Raw genomic sequence first — 15,665 nt, 5'->3', positions numbered from 1 at the left:
CTCAGCCGGGCAGCCGCGGCTTGCGGCGCTGCTGGCGCGTCATCTGCCGCAGGATGGAGCGGCGCGGGCCGACGATGCGGCGGATCACCATGTAGAAGACGGGGGTGAAGAGCAGGCCGAAGGCCGTCACCCCGATCATCCCGAAGAAGACCGCGGAGCCGACCGCGCGCCGCATCTCCGACCCCGCCCCGCTGGCGATGACGAGCGGCAGCACGCCTAGGATGAAGGCGAGCGAGGTCATCAGGATGGCGCGGAGGCGAAGCCGGCAGGCCTCGACCACGGCCTCGATCGGGGTGACGCCCTCATCCTCGCGCTGCTGGGCGAATTCGACGATGAGGATGGCGTTCTTCGCCGCCAGCCCGACCAGCACGACGAAGCCGATCTGGGTCAGGATGTTGACGTCCTGCCCGAGCATGCGGACGCCGAGCGTCGAGGTCAGCAGGCACATCGGCACGATGAGGATGACGGCGAAGGGCAGGCTCCAGGAGCCGTACTGCGCCGCCAGCACAAGGTAGACGAAGAGCACGCAGAGCGGGAAGACCAGCAGCCCGGCATTGCCGCTCTGCGTCTGCTCGTAGGAAAGGTCGGTCCAGTCGAAGCCGATGCCGTCCGGCAGGGTCCGGCGGGCGAGGCGCTCGATGGCGGCGATGGCAGCGGCGGAGCCGGTGCCGGGCAGGATCTCGCCGGCGACCTCGGCGGAGGGATACAGGTTGTAGCGCGGCACGCGCTGCGGCCCGGTGATGTCGCGCAGCGTCATCACATTGGCCAGCGGGACCATCTGGCCGTCGCTGTTGCGGGTGAAGAGGCGGGAAAGGTCGCCCGGCTCCCGGCGGTATTCCGGCGAGGCCTGGGCGACGACGCGCCAGTTGCGGCCATAGGCGGTGAAGTCGTTCACGTAGGACGAGCCGAGCATCGTCTCGATGCTCTGGCTGAGGCGCGCGACGGGCACGCCGAGCATCTCGATCTTGCTGCGGTCGATGTCGACCGCGATCAGCGGCGCGTCGATGCGGAAGGGCGTGTAGACGCCGGCGAGGCCGGGCACGCGGCGCAGCGCGGCGACCAGATCCTCGGCCGCGGCGGCGAGGATGGCGGTGCCGCGGCCGGTGCGGTCCTCGAGGCGCAGCGCGAAGCCGGCGCCGCTGCCGAGGCCGGGCACGGAAGGCGGCGGGATGACGAGCACGGTCGCCTCGTCCAGCACGGCAAGGCGGCGCCGCAGCTCGCGCAGGATGGTGGCCGAGGTGATGCCGTGCGGCAGGCGCTCGTCCCAGGGGAGGAAGACGGGGGTGAGCGTCCCCTGGTTGCTGCCGGCGGTGTTGGTGGCGCCGGAAATGCCGGCGAGGGCGGAGACGCTGGCGATGCCTGGGATGTTGCGGACGATGGCGGCGGCGCGCTCGACGACCGCGGTGGTGCGGGCGAGCGAGGCGCCGCCCGGCAGCTCGATGGAGACGACGGCATAGCCGCGGTCCTGCGCCGGCACGAAGCCCTGCGGCGCCGTCACCAGCAGGAATCCCGCCCCGCCGATCAGCAGCGCGTAGAGCGCCAGCATCGGCCCGGTGCGCTGGACGAGGCGGCGGGTCAGCGCGCCATAGGCATCGGCCAGGCGGTCGAAGCCGCGGTTGAATCCGTCGAGCAGGGCGGTGACCAGGCGACGCAATGGGCTGGGCCGGAGGATTGTCTTCGGCGCGTGGTGGCGGAGGATCAGCGAGGCGAGCGCCGGGCTGAGGGTGAGGGAGCAGAAGCAGGAAAGCGCCGTCGCCACCGAGATGGTGATGGCGAATTGCCGGAAGAAGCGACCGGTGATGCCCTCGAGGAAGGTGGTCGGCACGAAGACGGCGCAGAGCACCAGGGCGATCGAGATCAGCGCGCCGCCGACCTCCATCATGGTGCGCTCCGCCGCCGCGGCGGCCGAGGGCTCCTCGGCCAGGTGGCGCTCGACATTCTCGACCACGACGATGGCGTCGTCCACCACGATGCCGACCGCCAGCACCAGGCCGAACAGCGTCAGCACGTTGAGGGTGAAGCCGAGCACGATCATCACGCCGAAGGTGCCGATCAGCGAGACCGGGATGGCGAGGATCGGGATCATCGCCGCCCGCCAGTTCTGCAGGAAGAGCAGCACGACGAGGACCACGAGGACCACGGCCTCGCCGATGGTCTGCGCCAGCTCGTGCACGCTTTCGGCGACGAAGCGCGTCGGGTCGTAGGCGATCTCGGCCTTGATGCCGGCCGGAAAGTTCTGGGTGATGGCGTCCAGCCGCTCGCGGATCAGCCGCGCCGTGTCGAGCGAGTTGGAGCCGGGGCGCTGGGTAACGGCAAGCGCCACGGCCGGGCGGCCCTGAAGGGTGCTGCCGGTGGTGTAGGAGGCGGCGCCGATCTCGACATGGCCGATGTCGTGCAGCCGCAGCAGCCGGCCGCCGGCGCTGGCGCGGACGACGATGTGCTCAAACTCCGCCGGGTCGGCGAGCCGGCCACGGAAGGTGAGGTTGGGCTGGAAGGCCTGTCCGGTGACGGGCGGCTCGGCGATCTGGCCGCCGGCGATCTCGGCGTTCTGCGCCTGGATGGCGGCGATCACGTCCTCGGCGGTGATGTTGTTGGCCATCATCCGCCCGGGGTCGAGCCAGACGCGCATGGCGTAGTCGCGTGCGCCCTGCATGTCGATGTCGCCGATGCCGTCGATGCGCAGCAGCTCGTCGCGCACCTGGCGCAGGGCGAAATTCGAGACGTAGAGCTGGTCGTAGGACCCGTCCGGCGAGGTGACGAAGATGATCATCAACCGGTCGGTGGCGATCTTCCGCGTGGTGACGCCCCAGCGGCGCACTTCCTCCGGCAGGCGGGGCAGGGCGGTGGAGACGGCGCCCTGGACGAGGATCTGCGCCCGGTCCGGGTCGGTGCCGAGGCGGAAGGTGACGGTGAGCGTCATCCGCCCGTCGGCCGTCGATTGCGAGGACATGTAGAGCATGCCCTCGGTGCCGTTCACCTCCTGCTCGATCGGCGTCGCCACGGTATCGGCCACCACCTGGGCGGAGGCGCCGGGGTAGTTGGTGGCGACGACGACGGTGGGCGGCGCGACATCCGGATATTCGGAGATCGGCAGCGAGAGCATCGACAGGCCGCCGACGATGAGCAGCACCAGCGAGAGGACGCAGGCGAGGACCGGCTGGCGGACCGAGATGACGCCGATATTGCTCATGGGCGCGGTGCCATCGACGGGCCGATTTCCGATCTGGCCTGAGCCGGGGCGGGGCGGATGGGGGCCACCTGCTGGCCGGCGCGGGCGCGGGTGAGGCCGGTCACGGCGACTTCCTCGTCGCCCTGGAGGCCGCTGCGGATGACGCGGAGCCCGTCATGCAGGGGGCCCAGCTCCACCTGGCGCATCTGCAGGGTGTTGTCGGGGGCGAGGACATAGACCACGCGGCGCGACTGGTCCGTGGTGACGGCGGCGTCGGGGACCAGCAGCGCCTGGTAGGGCGCGGAGGCGACCAGCCGGATGCGGGCGAAGACGCCGGGCAGCAGCAGGTCGCGCGGATTGGCGAAGCGGGCGCGGAGGCGGACGGTGCCGGTGCCGGCATCCGCTTCGTTATCGACGAAGACGACGCGGCCGGTGCGGGGGAAGCCGGTTTCGTCGGCCAGCGCCAGCTGCACCGGATTCGTCATGTCGCGCGAGGAAGGGCGGCCGCCGCTCTCGGCGAGGCGCGCATAGCGCAGCGCCGCGGCCTGGTCGATGTCGAAGCTGACATCGATCGGGTCCATGGTGACGATGACGGCGAGGAGGGTGGCGCCGCTGCCCTCGCCGCCGGCGACGAGGTTGCCGGGGCTGACCAGGTGGCGGCCGATGCGGCCGGAGAGCGGGGCACGGATCTCGGTGAATTCGAGGTCGAGCTTGGCCCGCTGGAGGGCGGCATCGGCCTGGGTGACGGCGGCGCGGGCGGCTTCCAGCGCCTGGGCCCGCTGCTCGAGGCTGGCCTCGGAACCGGCGCGGTACTGCAGCAGGTTGCCGGCGCGGGCGAATTCCCGCTCGGCGAGCACCACCTGTGAGCGGGCGGCGGCGAGCCGCGCCTCGGCATCGGTGATGGCGGTCTCGAAGGGGCGGCGGTCGATGCGGAAGAGCGGGTCGCCGCGGCGCACCACCTGGCCGTCGGTGAAGGTGATGCTGTCGAGATAGCCGCTGACCCGGGCACGAAGCTCCACGCGCTCGGTCGGGACCAGCCGGCCGGTGAACTCGTCCCAGTCGGTGACCTCGCGGCGCATCGGGGGCATGACGGAAACGGTGGGCGGGGTGTCGGCCGCGGTCGGCTCCTCCTCATGGCTGTCGCAGCCGGCGAGGAGGACAAGGGCCAACAGGGCGTGCGTCAGCCGCGCCCAACGGCGCGCCAAGGGTCGGGCGTCGCGGTTTCCACTCGTCATTCTGGCCTCCGGCAGGAGGAGAATAAGCACGGAACCGGTTCAGGCGTCGAGCAGGGCGCGGACCTCGGCCTTGATGAAGGCGGCATCCGCCGGGTTCGGGCCCGGATTGCCGGCGCGGTGGCCCCAGATGCTTGGGATGACCGAGAGCCTGCCATGCTTCAGGTGCGGCAGCTCCGCCTCGTTGTCGGCGACGCGGAAGTAGAGGTCGGTCGCGGAGGGCAGCAGCAGGACGCGGGCCTCGATCCGCGCGAGCGCCGCCGCCAGGTCGCCGCCATCGGCGATGTCGCCGGCATCCCAGGTGCGGAGCTGTGCGAGCAGGTCGGCGGCGGCACGGCGGGCGAAGCGCTCCTCCCAGTCGGTGCGGAGGAAGGTGTCGAGGTCCGGGGCACCGAGCGCCATCAGATGCAGGTTGGCGCGGTAGAAGTCCTGGCTCAGCGCCCAGCTCGCGTAGACCCGGCCGAAGGCGCGGAGCGCGGCCGCGGGCTGGGCGGTGAACTGGCCGCGGCCATCGTATTCGGGCGCGGCCTCCAGCACCGCCATCTGGCTGCGGAGGAAGACCTGGTTGTGGACGGCGGTGCGGGCGCTGCCGCAATTGACGACGATGCGGGCGACGGCCTCCGGATGGGCGGCGGCCCAGTGATAGGCCTGCTGCGCGCCCATCGACCAGCCATAGACGGCATGCAGCCGCTCGATGCCGAAGACCTCGCGCAGCAGGCGGCGCTGGGCGGCCACATTGTCCCAGGCCGTCACCAGCCCCGGCCAGGCCGGGCAGTTGGAGGGCGAGGTCGACAACCCGTTGGTGAACATGTTGGGGATGACGACGAACCAGCGGGTCGGGTCGAGGATGCCATCTGGCCCGATCAGCCATTCGAGGTCGGGGTGCTGCGCGCCGTAGCTGGTCGGGTAGAGGACGGCGTTGTCGCGGGCGGCGTTGAGCGTGCCGTGGGTCTTCCAGACCAGCTTCGCATCCGGCAGCACGCCGCCGCGGCGCAGCGGCAGGTCGCCGAGCGCGAAGACGCCTTCCGCCGCCGTCATGCCCGCAGCGTCCGCCAGTGCTCGGCATGCCAGCGCGCATAGCCGGGATGGAGATGGGCGAGGCGGCCGCGGAGTGCGGCATGGGCCTCGCCGAGGCGATGGAAGGGGATGAAGGGGTAGAGGTGGTGCTCGGCGTGGAAGGGCATGTTCCACATCAGCAGGCGCATCGGCCGCGTCGTCAGCATGGTGCGGGTATTGGTCAGCCCGTTGCGGTCCATCGAGCAGCCGGTGTGCTCGGTGAAGAGGTAGAGGCGCAGCAGGGGCTGGCCGACGAGCTGCGGCAGGATCCAGAAGAGGAGGGGCGTCTCCCAGCCGAAGAGCAGGGCGGAGAGCAGGGCGAGGCCCGCCAGCACCGCCACCATCGCCCGCATGCTGCGGATGATCCGCGGGGCGGTGGCCGGGTTGATGAAGGAATAGGCGGAAAGGTCGCCGCGCAGCCCGTCCCACAGGTTCCGCAGCCGGGCGCGCCAGTAGGGGAGGGCGAGCATCTTCACGACGAAGCCGGGCAGCCGGGTGGGCGGGGGCGGGGCGAGCTCCGGGTCCTTCAGCGGGTCCTGGGTGTGGCGGTGATGGGCGAGGTGGAATTGCTGGTAGAAATGCCAGTTGAACAGGCCGGGCGCGCTGGCCAGCCAGCCGACCACGGCGTTCAGGCGGCGGTTGGCGAAGGCGGTGTGGTGCACCGTCTCGTGCAGCGGGGCGAAGAGCGCCGCCTGCGCGATGCCGAGCAGCAGCACGGCCGGCGCCTTCCACCAGCCCGGCAGCAGCGCCACCAGCAGGCCGGCGCCCACAAGCAGGGAGAGGTGGAGGGCAAGCTGGCGCAGCCCCTTCGCATCCGAGCGCGCCGAAAGATGCATCATCGCGGAAGGGGCTGGGGCCTGCATGGCTAGAAGGTGACCTCCCGGTTCACGTCCTTGTAGAGCAGATAGGCTGCGCCGCCCCAGCCGGTGCAGTAGAACTGCTGCGGGACGAAGGAGCCCATCCAGACGAAGTCCCCCTCCCAAATTTCGTGCCAGTCGCGGTCGAGCAGCTGCAGGCCTTGGCCCTCCAGCATCAGCAGCCCGTGCTCGAAGATGTGGGTCTCGACGCAGTGGAAATGCGTGCCGCGGTCGAAGCCCATGATGTTCATCTCGAAATCCATGGACATGTCGAGCGTGCCGAGCAGGTATTGCCGCCAGCGGCCGCTGTCGTCGACGCGGGTGACGGGCGTCGTTTCCCGCGCGCCGAAGCGGGGGCTTGGCGGGGCCACGCCCTCGGCTGCGACATAGGGGCGGGTGATCCAGACCGCCTTCGCCGGATCTGCCCCTTTGTTGCGCAGGCTCCAGGTCGCCCCGGCCGGGATGTAGGCGAAGCCGCCCGGCTCCAGGCTGGCGCTGTCCTGGTCGGCTGCGATGTCGAGCGTGCCGGCGAGGATGTAGAGGAAATGCTCCAGCCCGTCCTGCCGCGGCGCCGCGGTGCCGCCGCCCGGCTCGACTTCGAGCCGCCCCTGGGCGAAGCGGGCGCCCATCACCGGGCTCGTCTGGTAGAAGACCGAGGCCTTGGTCAGCCAGGGCAGGACGCTCGGGAACATCCCGTCCGGCGGCAGCACGGCGTAGTTGCGGGTGACCAGGCTGCGGTTGTGGCCGATGACGCCGGGCGGGACGAAGACTGGCATGGCTCTCGATGGCTCCAATGGGGCTCGCCGGGCATCTGTTCCATATCGCGATCGGTGGCGCAAAGCCGTTCGCCGCGCCGGCGCACCCCGCGCGGAGGTGATGTTGCCGCCGGGAGGGGCCTGGGCCATTCATGCCCGCCCCGGCCATGGCGCCGTCACCCTTCCCGATACCATTACGGAACCGTCCGAATGACCTGGACCCAGGTTTACGATCCCTTGGGCAACATCGCCCTCTCCACCGTCGTCGCCGCCCTGCCCGTCGTCGTCATGCTGGTCTCGCTCGCCTTTCTCCGCATCGCGGCGCATTGGGCGGCGATCATCGCCCTTGTCGTCGCCGTGCTCTGCGCCTCCCTCATCTTCGGCATGCCGGGCGGGATGGCGGTGCGGGCGGCGGGCTTGGGGATTCTTTCCGGCCTGTTCCCGATCGGCTGGATCGTGCTGAACATCATCTTCCTCTACCGGCTGACGGTGGCGAACGGCAGCTTCGCCATCCTGCAGAAGGCCATCGCGGGGGTGACGCCGGACCGGCGGCTGCAGCTGCTGCTGATCGCCTTCGCCTTCGGCGCCTTCTTCGAGGGGGCGGCGGGCTTCGGCACGCCGGTCGCGGTGACGGCGGCGATCCTGATCGGCCTCGGCTTCTCGCCGCTCGCCGCCTCCGGCCTGTCGCTCATCGCCAATACGGCGCCGGTCGCCTTCGGCGCGCTGGCCTCGCCGGTGATCGCGCTCTCGGCGGTGACGGGGCTCGACCTCTACGACCTTTCGGCGATGATCGGGCGGCAGCTGCCCTTCTTCAGCCTGCTGGTGCCCTTTTGGCTGATCTGGGCCTTCGCCGGCTTCCGGGCGATGCGCGACGTCTGGCCGGCGATCTTCGTCACCGGCGTCAGCTTCGCCGTGCCGCAATTCCTGGTCAGCAACTACATCGGGCCGATGCTGGTCGACGTGATCTCGGCGCTGGTCTGCATGGGCTGCCTGGTCGGCTTCCTGCGCGTCTGGCAGCCGCGCGAGATCTGGACCAACCCGGCGCTGCGCGGGGCCGACCCGAGCGCGGGCACGGCGCCGGCCGTCGCGCCGCTCGGCGACGCGCCGCTCGACCGCGCCGCGCTGGTCCGCGCCTGGATGCCCTGGCTGATCCTCACCGTCTTCGTCTTCGCCTGGGGCCTGCCCGGCGTGCGCGCGGCGCTGAACGGCATCTTCACCACCAGCTTCCCCATCGATGGCCTGCACAACGCCGTCGTCAAGGCGCCGCCGGTGGTGGAGCGGGCGACGCCCGAGGCCGCGGTCTGGGCCTTCAACATCCTGTCGATGACGGGCACGGGCATCCTGCTCTCGGCGATCGTCGCGGGGCTGCTGATGCGCTTCTCGCCCTTCGGGCTGATCGCCGAGTACGGCCGGACGATCTGGAAGGTGCGGCTCAGCCTCGTCACCATCGGCGCCATGCTCGGGCTCGGGACGCTGACGCGGTATTCGGGGCTGGACGCGACGATGGGCCTCGCCTTCGCCTCGACCGGCTTCCTCTTCCCGCTCTTCGGGACGATGCTCGGCTGGCTCGGTGTGGCGCTGACCGGCTCCGACACCGCTTCCAACGTGCTGTTCGGCGGGCTGCAGAAGATCACCGCGCAGCAGCTCGGCCTTTCGCCGGTGCTGATGGCGGCGGCCAATTCCTCGGGCGGCGTGATGGGCAAGATGATCGATGCGCAGAGCATCGTCGTCGCCTCTACCGCGACCAACTGGTTCGGGCAGGAGGGGACGATCCTGCGCTTCGTCTTCTTCCACTCCATCGTCCTGGCGGTGCTGGTCGGCCTGCTGGTGATGCTGCAGGCCTATGTCTGGCCCTTCACCGCCATGGTGGTGGGCTAGCCCTTGAGCATGGAGCGCGAGGGTTCGCGCTCCAGCGCCTGCTCGATGGCACCGGCATCCTTGGTGCCCTCGTACAGCGCCTTCCTGAGGTGCTTCGCGTAGCTCTCGGAGACCACGGCGGGCAGCAGCGGCTCGTTCGGGTCGACGATGGCCTGGATGATGACGGGCCCCTCCGCCGCCATCGCCTGGTCCAGCACGGCGCCGAGCTGTGCCGGGTCCTCCACGGTGAAGCCGCGGCCACCCATGGCCTCGGCCGCGCGGGCGAAGTCGATCGCCGGCACCTCGCAGCCGAATTCCGGGTGGCCGAGGAAGAGGATCTGCTCCCACTTGATCTGGCCGAGCGAGCCGTTGCGCAGCACCAGCAGCTTGAGCGGCAGCCCCATGGCAACGGCGGTGGCGAATTCGCCGAGCTGCATCGACAGCCCGCCATCGCCGATGACGCCGAAGATCGGCCGCCCCGGATAGGCGCAGCCGGCCGCCACCGCATAGGGGATGGCGCAGGCCATGGAGGCGAGCAGGCCGGAGACGCCGAAATCATGCCCCGGGCCGAGCCGCATGTGCCGCGCGACGAGGCCGGTATGGTGGCCGCTGTCGGAGACCACCACCGCATCCGCCGGCAGCCGCGCGCCGAAGGCGGCGACCGGGGCGGAGGGGTTCATCGGCAGGCGAGGGCTGGTCTCGGCGGCGCGCAGCGTCTCATACCAGCGGCGGGTTTCGGCCTGAGCCTTCTCGAGGAAGCTGCGATCCTCCTTGCGGCGGAGCCGGGCGTTCAGCATCTCGAGCGCCGCCCTGGCATCGCCGACGAGGCCGGCCTCGGCGGCCTGGCGCAAGCCGATGCGCTGCGCGTCGCGGTCGATCTGCACGATGCGCGCCTGGCCGGGCTTCGGGTAGTATTCGACATAGGGGAAGGTGGAGCCGACGATCAGCAGCGCGTCGCATTCCGCCATCACGGCATGGGTGCCGAAGGTGCCGTAGTAGCCGATGCCGCCGGTCGTGTAGGGGTGGTCGTCCGGAAGCACGGCCTTGCCGAGCAGCGCCTTCGCCACCGGCGCGCCGAGAAGCTGGGCGGTCTGCTCCAGCTCCGCCTTCGCATCGAGGGCGCCGCGGCCGGCGAGGATCGCCACGCGCTGCGCCCCGTTCAGGATCGCGGCTGCCTTCTCGATCTCGGCCGGGTCGGGCAGGCGGAGGCCGTCCTGCCACCGGGTGCCGGCGGTCTGGGCGGAGCCGCGGGGCGAGGCTTCGTCCTCCGACTCCTCCTGCGTGTCGGTCGCCAGCGCGAGATGGGCGACGCCGCGGCGGGCGAGCGCGGTGCGGCAGGCGAGGCTCGTCACCGCCTCCGCCTGGGCGGCACCCATGACGCGGGCATTGTAGACCGCGACATCGGCGAAGACGCGGTCGAGCGGGACATCCTGCTGGGTGAAGGTGTCGGCCAGGTCGTGATAGGGCAGGCCGGTCAGCGCCACCACCGGGGCGAGGTCGAGCTTCGCGTCGTAGAGCCCGTTCAGCAAATGGAGGCCACCGGGGCCGGTGGTGGCGAAGCAGCAGCCGATCCTGCCGGTCCATTTCGCGTAAGCCGCGGCCATGAAGGCGGCGCTTTCCTCATGCCGGACGGCGACGAAGCGGATGCGGTCCTGGCGGGTGCGGAGCGCCTCCACCACGCCGTTGATGCCATCCCCGGCCAGGCCGAAGATGGTATCGACCCCCCAGGCGTGCAGCGTGTCGATGACGATCTCGCTGGCGTTGCTCGGCATGCGGCGGCCCTTTCCCGTTCGCCGCGGAACGTGGCCGGGTTGCCGGGGTTCCTGGCCCGGCCTAGTCTCGGGCGACCGGCCGAAGAACCGGCTCCGAGGGTACGCGCAGCGCAGGCCAGGCCCATTTGCGCGGAGGTTCTGCATGCATCCCTTCACCATACCGGAGGCCGTCGCCGCCCGCGTCGCGGCCCGCTGCGGCACGCCGCACCCCTTCGCCCGGCTCGATCCGCACCGCACCGCCCTCGTCGTGATCGACATGCAGAACGGGTTCATGCGGGCCGACCTGGCCCATGCGCTTTGCCCGATGGCGGAGAATGTGGTGCCGGCGATCAACCGCCTGGCCGGGGCGCTGCGGCGGGCAGGCGGCGCCGTCTGTTGGATCCAGAACACCTTCGACGCGCGCTGCGAGACGGAGTGGTCCGTCATGCAGAATATGGCGACGCCCGAGGCGCGCGCCCGCCGCGCCGCCTCGATGAGCGAGGGGATGCCGGGCCATGCGCTTTGGCCGGCGCTCGACGTGCAGGACGGCGACGAGGTGGTGCGGAAGTACCGCTACAGCGCCTTCATCCAGGGCGGCTCCGACCTGCCGGAGCGGCTGCGCGCGCGCGGCCTCGACACGGTGCTGATCGCCGGGACGGTGACCAACTGCTGCTGCGAGAGCAGCGCGCGGGACGCGATGATGCTGAATTTCCGCACCGTGATGGTCAGCGACGGCTGCGCCGCCGTGACGGATGCCGAGCACAGCGCATCGCTGATCAGCTTCTACCTGCAATTCGGCGATGTGCTGACGGTCGATGAATGCATCGCCGGCCTCGCCACGGAAGAGAGGGATGCGGCATGAGCCGGAAGAGGATCGCCTTTATCGGGACCGGCGGGACGATCTCCTCGCTCGGCGACGGGCCGTTGGATACGGTCAATTACGGCGCCATGGGCAACATGCTCCAGGCCGGCGGCATCCTCGACAAGTTCCCCGAGGTGCAGCAGGTGGCTGATGTCTTCGCGGTGCCCTACCGCAACGTGCCCTCGCCGCAGATCGCCTGGGCGGAGTGGAAGCAACTCGTCCTGCTTTGCGACAAGGTGGCGAAGGAGGATCCCTCGGTCGCCGGCATCGTCATCGGCCATGGCACGGCCTCGCTCGAGGAGACGGCCTATTTCCTGTCGCTGACGCTGAAGGTGCCGGTGCCCGTGGTGGTGGTCGGCTCGCAGCGGCCGGCCTCGGCGCTTTCGACCGATGCGGGGCTGAACCTCGTCAATGCGGTGCGCGTCGCGGCGGATGAGGGCGCGCGAGGCCTCGGCGCGCTGGTGCTGCTGAATGACGAGATCCAGGCGGCGCGCGAGGTGACCAAGACCTCGACCGGCCGGATGCAGACCTTCCGCAGCCCGGATTTCGGCGTGCTCGGCCAGGCGGACGGCGACAAGGTAGTGTGGTACCGCCGGCCGCTGCGCCGGCTGGCGCCGGAAACCGAGTTCCACATCCGCGGCCTCGATGCGCTGCCGCGGGTCGACATCGCCTACAGCTATGCCGGCGCGGACGGCACGGCGGTGCGCGCCTTCACCGCTGCCGGGGCGCGCGGGATCGTCGCCGCCGGCTTCGCGCCGGGCTTCGTCACGCCGGGCGATGCGGCGGCGTTGAAGGAGGCACGGGCGGCCGGCGTCGTCGTGCTGCAATCGACGCGGTCCGGCAGCGGCCGGGTCTTCCCGACGACGAAGCTGGCCGAGGCGGGCTTCATCCCAGCCGACAACCTCAATCCGCAGAAGGCGCGCATCCTGCTGTCCCTCGCGCTGACGGTCAGCAGCGAGCCGGCCGAGATCGAGCGGATCTTCGCGACCTACTAAAGCGGTTTCCGCTCGCACTGGCTCACGGACCCCGCTTTAGCTTGTTGTTTCAGCGGGCAAATACCTCCGATCAGATGATTCCACCTGACCGGAGTTTGCTCTAGCCCAGCCTGAAGGCCGCCATGGTGCCACGGCGGCCGGGCGTCACCTCCAGCCGGGCAGGGATGCGTTCGCGCAGCTCCGCCACGTGGCTGATGACGCCGACCAGCCGGTCGCCGGCCTGCAGCCCCTCCAGCACGCGGATGGCGGTGTCCAGCGTCTCGGCATCCAGCGTGCCGAAGCCCTCGTCGATGAAGAGCGCATCCAGCTGGTGGCCGCCGGCATGGGCGGCGACGGTATCGGCGAGGCCGAGCGCCATGGCTAGCGAGGCGCAGAACCCTTCGCCGCCGGACAGGGTGGCGGCCGGCCGCGCCTCGGCGTTCCAGCCATCCACCACCTCGATGTCGAGGCCGGCGCGGGCGCGCAGCCGCTCCGGCTCCTCCCGCCGGCGGAGGCGGTAGCGGCCGTCAAGCATGGCGGCGAGCCGGGCATTGGCGGCCGCCAATGCCTCGTCCAGCAGGCCGGACAGCACATAGCCCTCGAAGTCGAGGCCGGTGCCGCGGCCCTCGGCCAGATCGGCGAGGTCCTGGCGCAGCATGGCCTCGGCCTCGGCCTCGGCGAGGGCGGCATCGGCGGCCTCGATCTCGGCGAGCAGCCGGTCATGCTCCTCGACCGCGCGCTGGGCGAGGGTGGCTTGCTGAAGGGCCAGGGTGGCGGCGGCCTCGGCCGCCTCCCGCGCGGCAGCGAGGCCGGCGAGGTCGGGCGGGACGAGGCCGGCGGCGGCCCGGGCGGTGACCTCGGCCTGGCTCGTGGCGGCGGCCTGGGCGCGGTCGAAACCGGCGATGGCGGCGGCCAGTGCCTCCTGCGCGGTGGCGTCCAGGCGGGCGGCGCGGGCGGCCGCGGCATCGGCGAAGCCGGCGGCGGCGCAGGCGGTGGCGAGCCGGGCGGCGGCATCCGCCGCGGTCGCCTCGGCGAGCCGGGCAGCGCGCTCCGCCTCGGCCTGACGCTCGGCCTGGGCGCGGGCAGCCTCGGCGGCGGCGGCACCTTCCTCACGAGCGGCGCGCAGGGCGGTGGCGAGGCTCGTGGCGCGGGCAGCGGCCGCGGCGGCCTGGGCGCGGAGGCTGGCGGCGTCCGGGGCCTCGGCGGGCAGGCGGCGCCGGCGCTCCTCCTGGCGGGCATCGGCGGCGGCCAGGGCGCCGGCAGCGGCGATGGCGCCCTCCCTCGCCGCGACGAGGCGGGTCTCGGCGGCGGCGGCGGCGGCCATGGCCTCGGTGGCGGTGCGGGCGAGGGCGGGCAGGCGGGTGGCGGCGGCCTCGGCCGCGGTGAGGGCGGATTGCTCGGCCTGCAGCGCGGCGGCCAGGCTCTCGCGCGGCGCGGTGCCGAGACGGGCGAGCGCGGCGGATTGCTGCTCGGTGGCGATGGCCAGCGCGGTGGCGGCGCGGGCGGCGGCCCGGCGGGCTTCCTCAAGCCGGGCCTCGGCGGCGCGGGCGGCGGCGTCGAGGGCATCAAGGTCGGGCAGGGCCTCGCCGGCGGGCGGATGGGCGGGGGCGGGGTGGTGCGGGCTGCCACAGACCGGGCAGGGCACGCCATCCGCGAGCAGCAGGGCGAAGCGGGCGGCATGGTCGGCGGCGATGCGGGCGGCGGCGGCTTCGCGCTCCGCCCGGGCGTCATGGAACGCGGCGAGGGCGCGGGCCTCGGCGGCGGTGGCGGCCTCGCCGGCGGCGCGGGCGCGGTGCAGGGAGGCCTCGGCCGCTTCCAGCGCGCGGGCGGCGTCGAGCCGGGCGGCGGCGGCATCGCGGGCGAGGCGGTGGCGCTCCGCCTGGTCGGCGCCGGCCTGGGCGGTGGCGCGAGCGGCCTCGGCGGCGGCTGCGCCCCCGCGCGCGGCTTCCAGCGCCGTGGTGGCGGTGGCGAGGGTGGCGGTGGCCCGCCCCGCGGCGGCTCGGGCGGTGGCGGCGTCGCGGGCAGCGGCCTCGGCCTCGGCGGCGAGGGTGACGAGGCCCTGCAACCGCTCCACCTCGGCCGCGGCAGCGCGGGCGGCGGCCTCCTGGGCGGGAGCCTCGGCCAGGGCGGCCTCGGCGCGGGCGAGGCGGTGGCGGGCCTCCTCGGCGCAGATGGCGGCGGCGGCGGCCCCGCTGCGCCCGGCGGTGGCAGACCCGGCGGCGGCTTCGGCCTCGGCGAGCGGCAGGCCGAGGCGGTCGGCGCGGCGGGCAGCGTCCAGCCGGGCGCGGTCGGCCTGGATGGCGGGGGCGCGGGCGGCGAGGCCGGCCAGCGCCTCGGCCGCCCCCTGCGCCTCGGCGAGGCGGCGGGCGGCGTCCTGGCCGGCGGCCTCGGCGGCGCGGGCGGCAAGCGCCCCGGCGGCGGCGACCTCGCGCGCCGCCTCGGCCGCCCCCTGGGCCTCGCGCAGCGCGGCGCGGGCGGCCAGCGCGGCCTCCGGGGTGTCCGCCCCGGTGCGGCGCAGCAGGCCGGCGCGGGCGCCGACCGCCTCGCGCAGCGCGCCCTTCGCCGCGTTGGCCGCCTGGGACAGCTCCTTCTGGATCCGCGCATAGAGGGCGGTGCGGAACAGGGTCTGCAGGATGGATTGCCGGTCGGCGGGCTTCGCCACCAGCAGTTCGCGGAAGCGGCCCTGGGGCAGCAGCACGGTCTGGCGGAACTCGGCGGCGCTGAGGCCGAGCAACTCGCGGATGCGCGCCTCGACCTCGCTCTCGCGCTCGACCGGCGGGGCGTCAGCGTCGAGGGCCTGCAGCGAGACCTTCATCCGCTCCTTGGTGGTGCCCTCGCCGCGGCGCTTGGGCCGCTCCCATTCCGGGCTGCGGGCGATGCGCCAGCGGCGGCCGGCCTGGAGGAATTCCAGCGCCACCTCGGTCGGCGCGTCGGGCGGGGCGTGGCGGCTGCGGAGATGGCCGGGCAGCCGCTCCTCGCCGCTGCTCTCGCCGAAGAGCGCGAAGCAGAGGGCGTCCAGCAGGCTGGTCTTCCCCGCGCCCGTCGGGCCGGCGATGAGGAAGAGCCGGTGCGGGCCGAGCGCGGCAAAGTCGATCTCCTGCCGCGCGGCATAGGGGCCGAAATGGGTGACGGTCAGGCGGAGCGGGCGCATG

General features: G+C 72.5%; 10 protein-coding genes. 3 read left to right on the top strand and 7 right to left on the bottom strand.

Going from position 1 to position 15,665, the window contains the following annotated elements:
* Position 1 precedes the first annotated feature (1 nt).
* Genes LH62_RS02900 through allE form a run of 5 tightly spaced genes read right to left on the bottom strand, consistent with a single transcriptional unit; the run spans position 2 to position 7,090 of the window.
* Positions 2-3,190, bottom strand: coding sequence for an efflux RND transporter permease subunit (locus LH62_RS02900; RefSeq protein WP_052213645.1), 3,189 nt, complete (start codon positions 3,188-3,190; stop codon positions 2-4).
* On the bottom strand, positions 3,187-4,404 hold the full coding sequence (locus LH62_RS02895) for an efflux RND transporter periplasmic adaptor subunit (RefSeq protein WP_043359127.1): 1,218 nt from the start codon (positions 4,402-4,404) through the stop codon (positions 3,187-3,189). Before LH62_RS02895 ends, LH62_RS02900 begins: the two co-directional genes overlap by 4 nt.
* A gap of 39 nt (positions 4,405-4,443) precedes the next feature.
* Positions 4,444-5,439, bottom strand: a complete 996-nt coding sequence (locus tag LH62_RS02890) for an alpha/beta fold hydrolase (protein ID WP_043359125.1) — start codon at positions 5,437-5,439, stop codon at positions 4,444-4,446.
* Positions 5,436-6,320, bottom strand: coding sequence for a fatty acid desaturase (locus tag LH62_RS02885; protein ID WP_043359123.1), 885 nt, complete (start codon positions 6,318-6,320; stop codon positions 5,436-5,438). Before LH62_RS02885 ends, LH62_RS02890 begins: the two co-directional genes overlap by 4 nt.
* A gap of 2 nt (positions 6,321-6,322) precedes the next feature.
* The gene (gene allE, locus LH62_RS02880) at positions 6,323-7,090 is read right to left on the bottom strand and encodes a (S)-ureidoglycine aminohydrolase (RefSeq protein ID WP_043359122.1); all 768 of its coding nucleotides are present in this window, start codon (positions 7,088-7,090) and stop codon (positions 6,323-6,325) included.
* Positions 7,091-7,279: 189 nt separating this feature from the next.
* On the opposite strand from allE, the gene LH62_RS02875 reads away from it, so the two are divergent.
* Complete coding sequence (locus tag LH62_RS02875) at positions 7,280-8,947, top strand: L-lactate permease (protein WP_043359121.1); 1,668 nt, start codon at positions 7,280-7,282, stop codon at positions 8,945-8,947.
* Here the strand turns inward: LH62_RS02875 and LH62_RS02870 are convergent.
* Positions 8,944-10,698: a thiamine pyrophosphate-dependent enzyme gene (locus LH62_RS02870; protein WP_043359119.1), complete on the bottom strand. Its 1,755-nt coding sequence runs from the start codon at positions 10,696-10,698 to the stop codon at positions 8,944-8,946. The two genes, LH62_RS02875 and LH62_RS02870, sit on opposite strands and share 4 nt — an antisense overlap.
* A gap of 142 nt (positions 10,699-10,840) precedes the next feature.
* On the opposite strand from LH62_RS02870, the gene LH62_RS02865 reads away from it, so the two are divergent.
* Together LH62_RS02865 and LH62_RS02860 are read left to right on the top strand one after the other, a co-directional pair.
* Positions 10,841-11,539, top strand: a complete 699-nt coding sequence (locus LH62_RS02865; protein WP_043359117.1) for an isochorismatase family protein — start codon at positions 10,841-10,843, stop codon at positions 11,537-11,539.
* Positions 11,536-12,534, top strand: a complete 999-nt coding sequence (locus LH62_RS02860) for an asparaginase (RefSeq protein WP_043359115.1) — start codon at positions 11,536-11,538, stop codon at positions 12,532-12,534. The genes LH62_RS02865 and LH62_RS02860 overlap by 4 nt, the downstream gene beginning before the upstream one ends.
* Positions 12,535-12,634: 100 nt before the next feature.
* Here LH62_RS02860 and LH62_RS02855 read toward each other — a convergent pair whose 3' ends face one another.
* On the bottom strand, positions 12,635-15,664 hold the full coding sequence (locus LH62_RS02855; RefSeq protein ID WP_043359113.1) for an AAA family ATPase: 3,030 nt from the start codon (positions 15,662-15,664) through the stop codon (positions 12,635-12,637).
* Position 15,665: the final 1 nt, after the last annotated feature.

It is taken from the genome of Belnapia sp. F-4-1, from assembly GCF_000802185.1.
Taxonomy (GTDB): domain Bacteria; phylum Pseudomonadota; class Alphaproteobacteria; order Acetobacterales; family Acetobacteraceae; genus Belnapia.
Note: the sequence above shows the minus strand (reverse complement) of the source record. Positions and strands in the feature narration are given on the sequence as shown.

What these genes read in the sequence shown, in the direction of transcription:
- LH62_RS02895 (WP_043359127.1), bottom strand. Translation starts at nt 4,404, where the DNA reads ATGACGAGTGGAAACCGCGACGCCCGACCCTTGGCGCGCCGTTGGGCG.
- LH62_RS02875 (WP_043359121.1), top strand. Translation starts at nt 7,280, where the DNA reads ATGACCTGGACCCAGGTTTACGATCCCTTGGGCAACATCGCCCTCTCC.
- LH62_RS02890 (WP_043359125.1), bottom strand. Translation starts at nt 5,439, where the DNA reads ATGACGGCGGCGGAAGGCGTCTTCGCGCTCGGCGACCTGCCGCTGCGC.
- LH62_RS02865 (WP_043359117.1), top strand. Translation starts at nt 10,841, where the DNA reads ATGCATCCCTTCACCATACCGGAGGCCGTCGCCGCCCGCGTCGCGGCC.
- LH62_RS02860 (WP_043359115.1), top strand. Translation starts at nt 11,536, where the DNA reads ATGAGCCGGAAGAGGATCGCCTTTATCGGGACCGGCGGGACGATCTCC.
- LH62_RS02855 (WP_043359113.1), bottom strand. Translation starts at nt 15,664, where the DNA reads ATGCGCCCGCTCCGCCTGACCGTCACCCATTTCGGCCCCTATGCCGCG.
- allE (WP_043359122.1), bottom strand. Translation starts at nt 7,090, where the DNA reads ATGCCAGTCTTCGTCCCGCCCGGCGTCATCGGCCACAACCGCAGCCTG.
- LH62_RS02885 (WP_043359123.1), bottom strand. Translation starts at nt 6,320, where the DNA reads ATGCAGGCCCCAGCCCCTTCCGCGATGATGCATCTTTCGGCGCGCTCG.
- LH62_RS02900 (WP_052213645.1), bottom strand. Translation starts at nt 3,190, where the DNA reads ATGAGCAATATCGGCGTCATCTCGGTCCGCCAGCCGGTCCTCGCCTGC.
- LH62_RS02870 (WP_043359119.1), bottom strand. Translation starts at nt 10,698, where the DNA reads ATGCCGAGCAACGCCAGCGAGATCGTCATCGACACGCTGCACGCCTGG.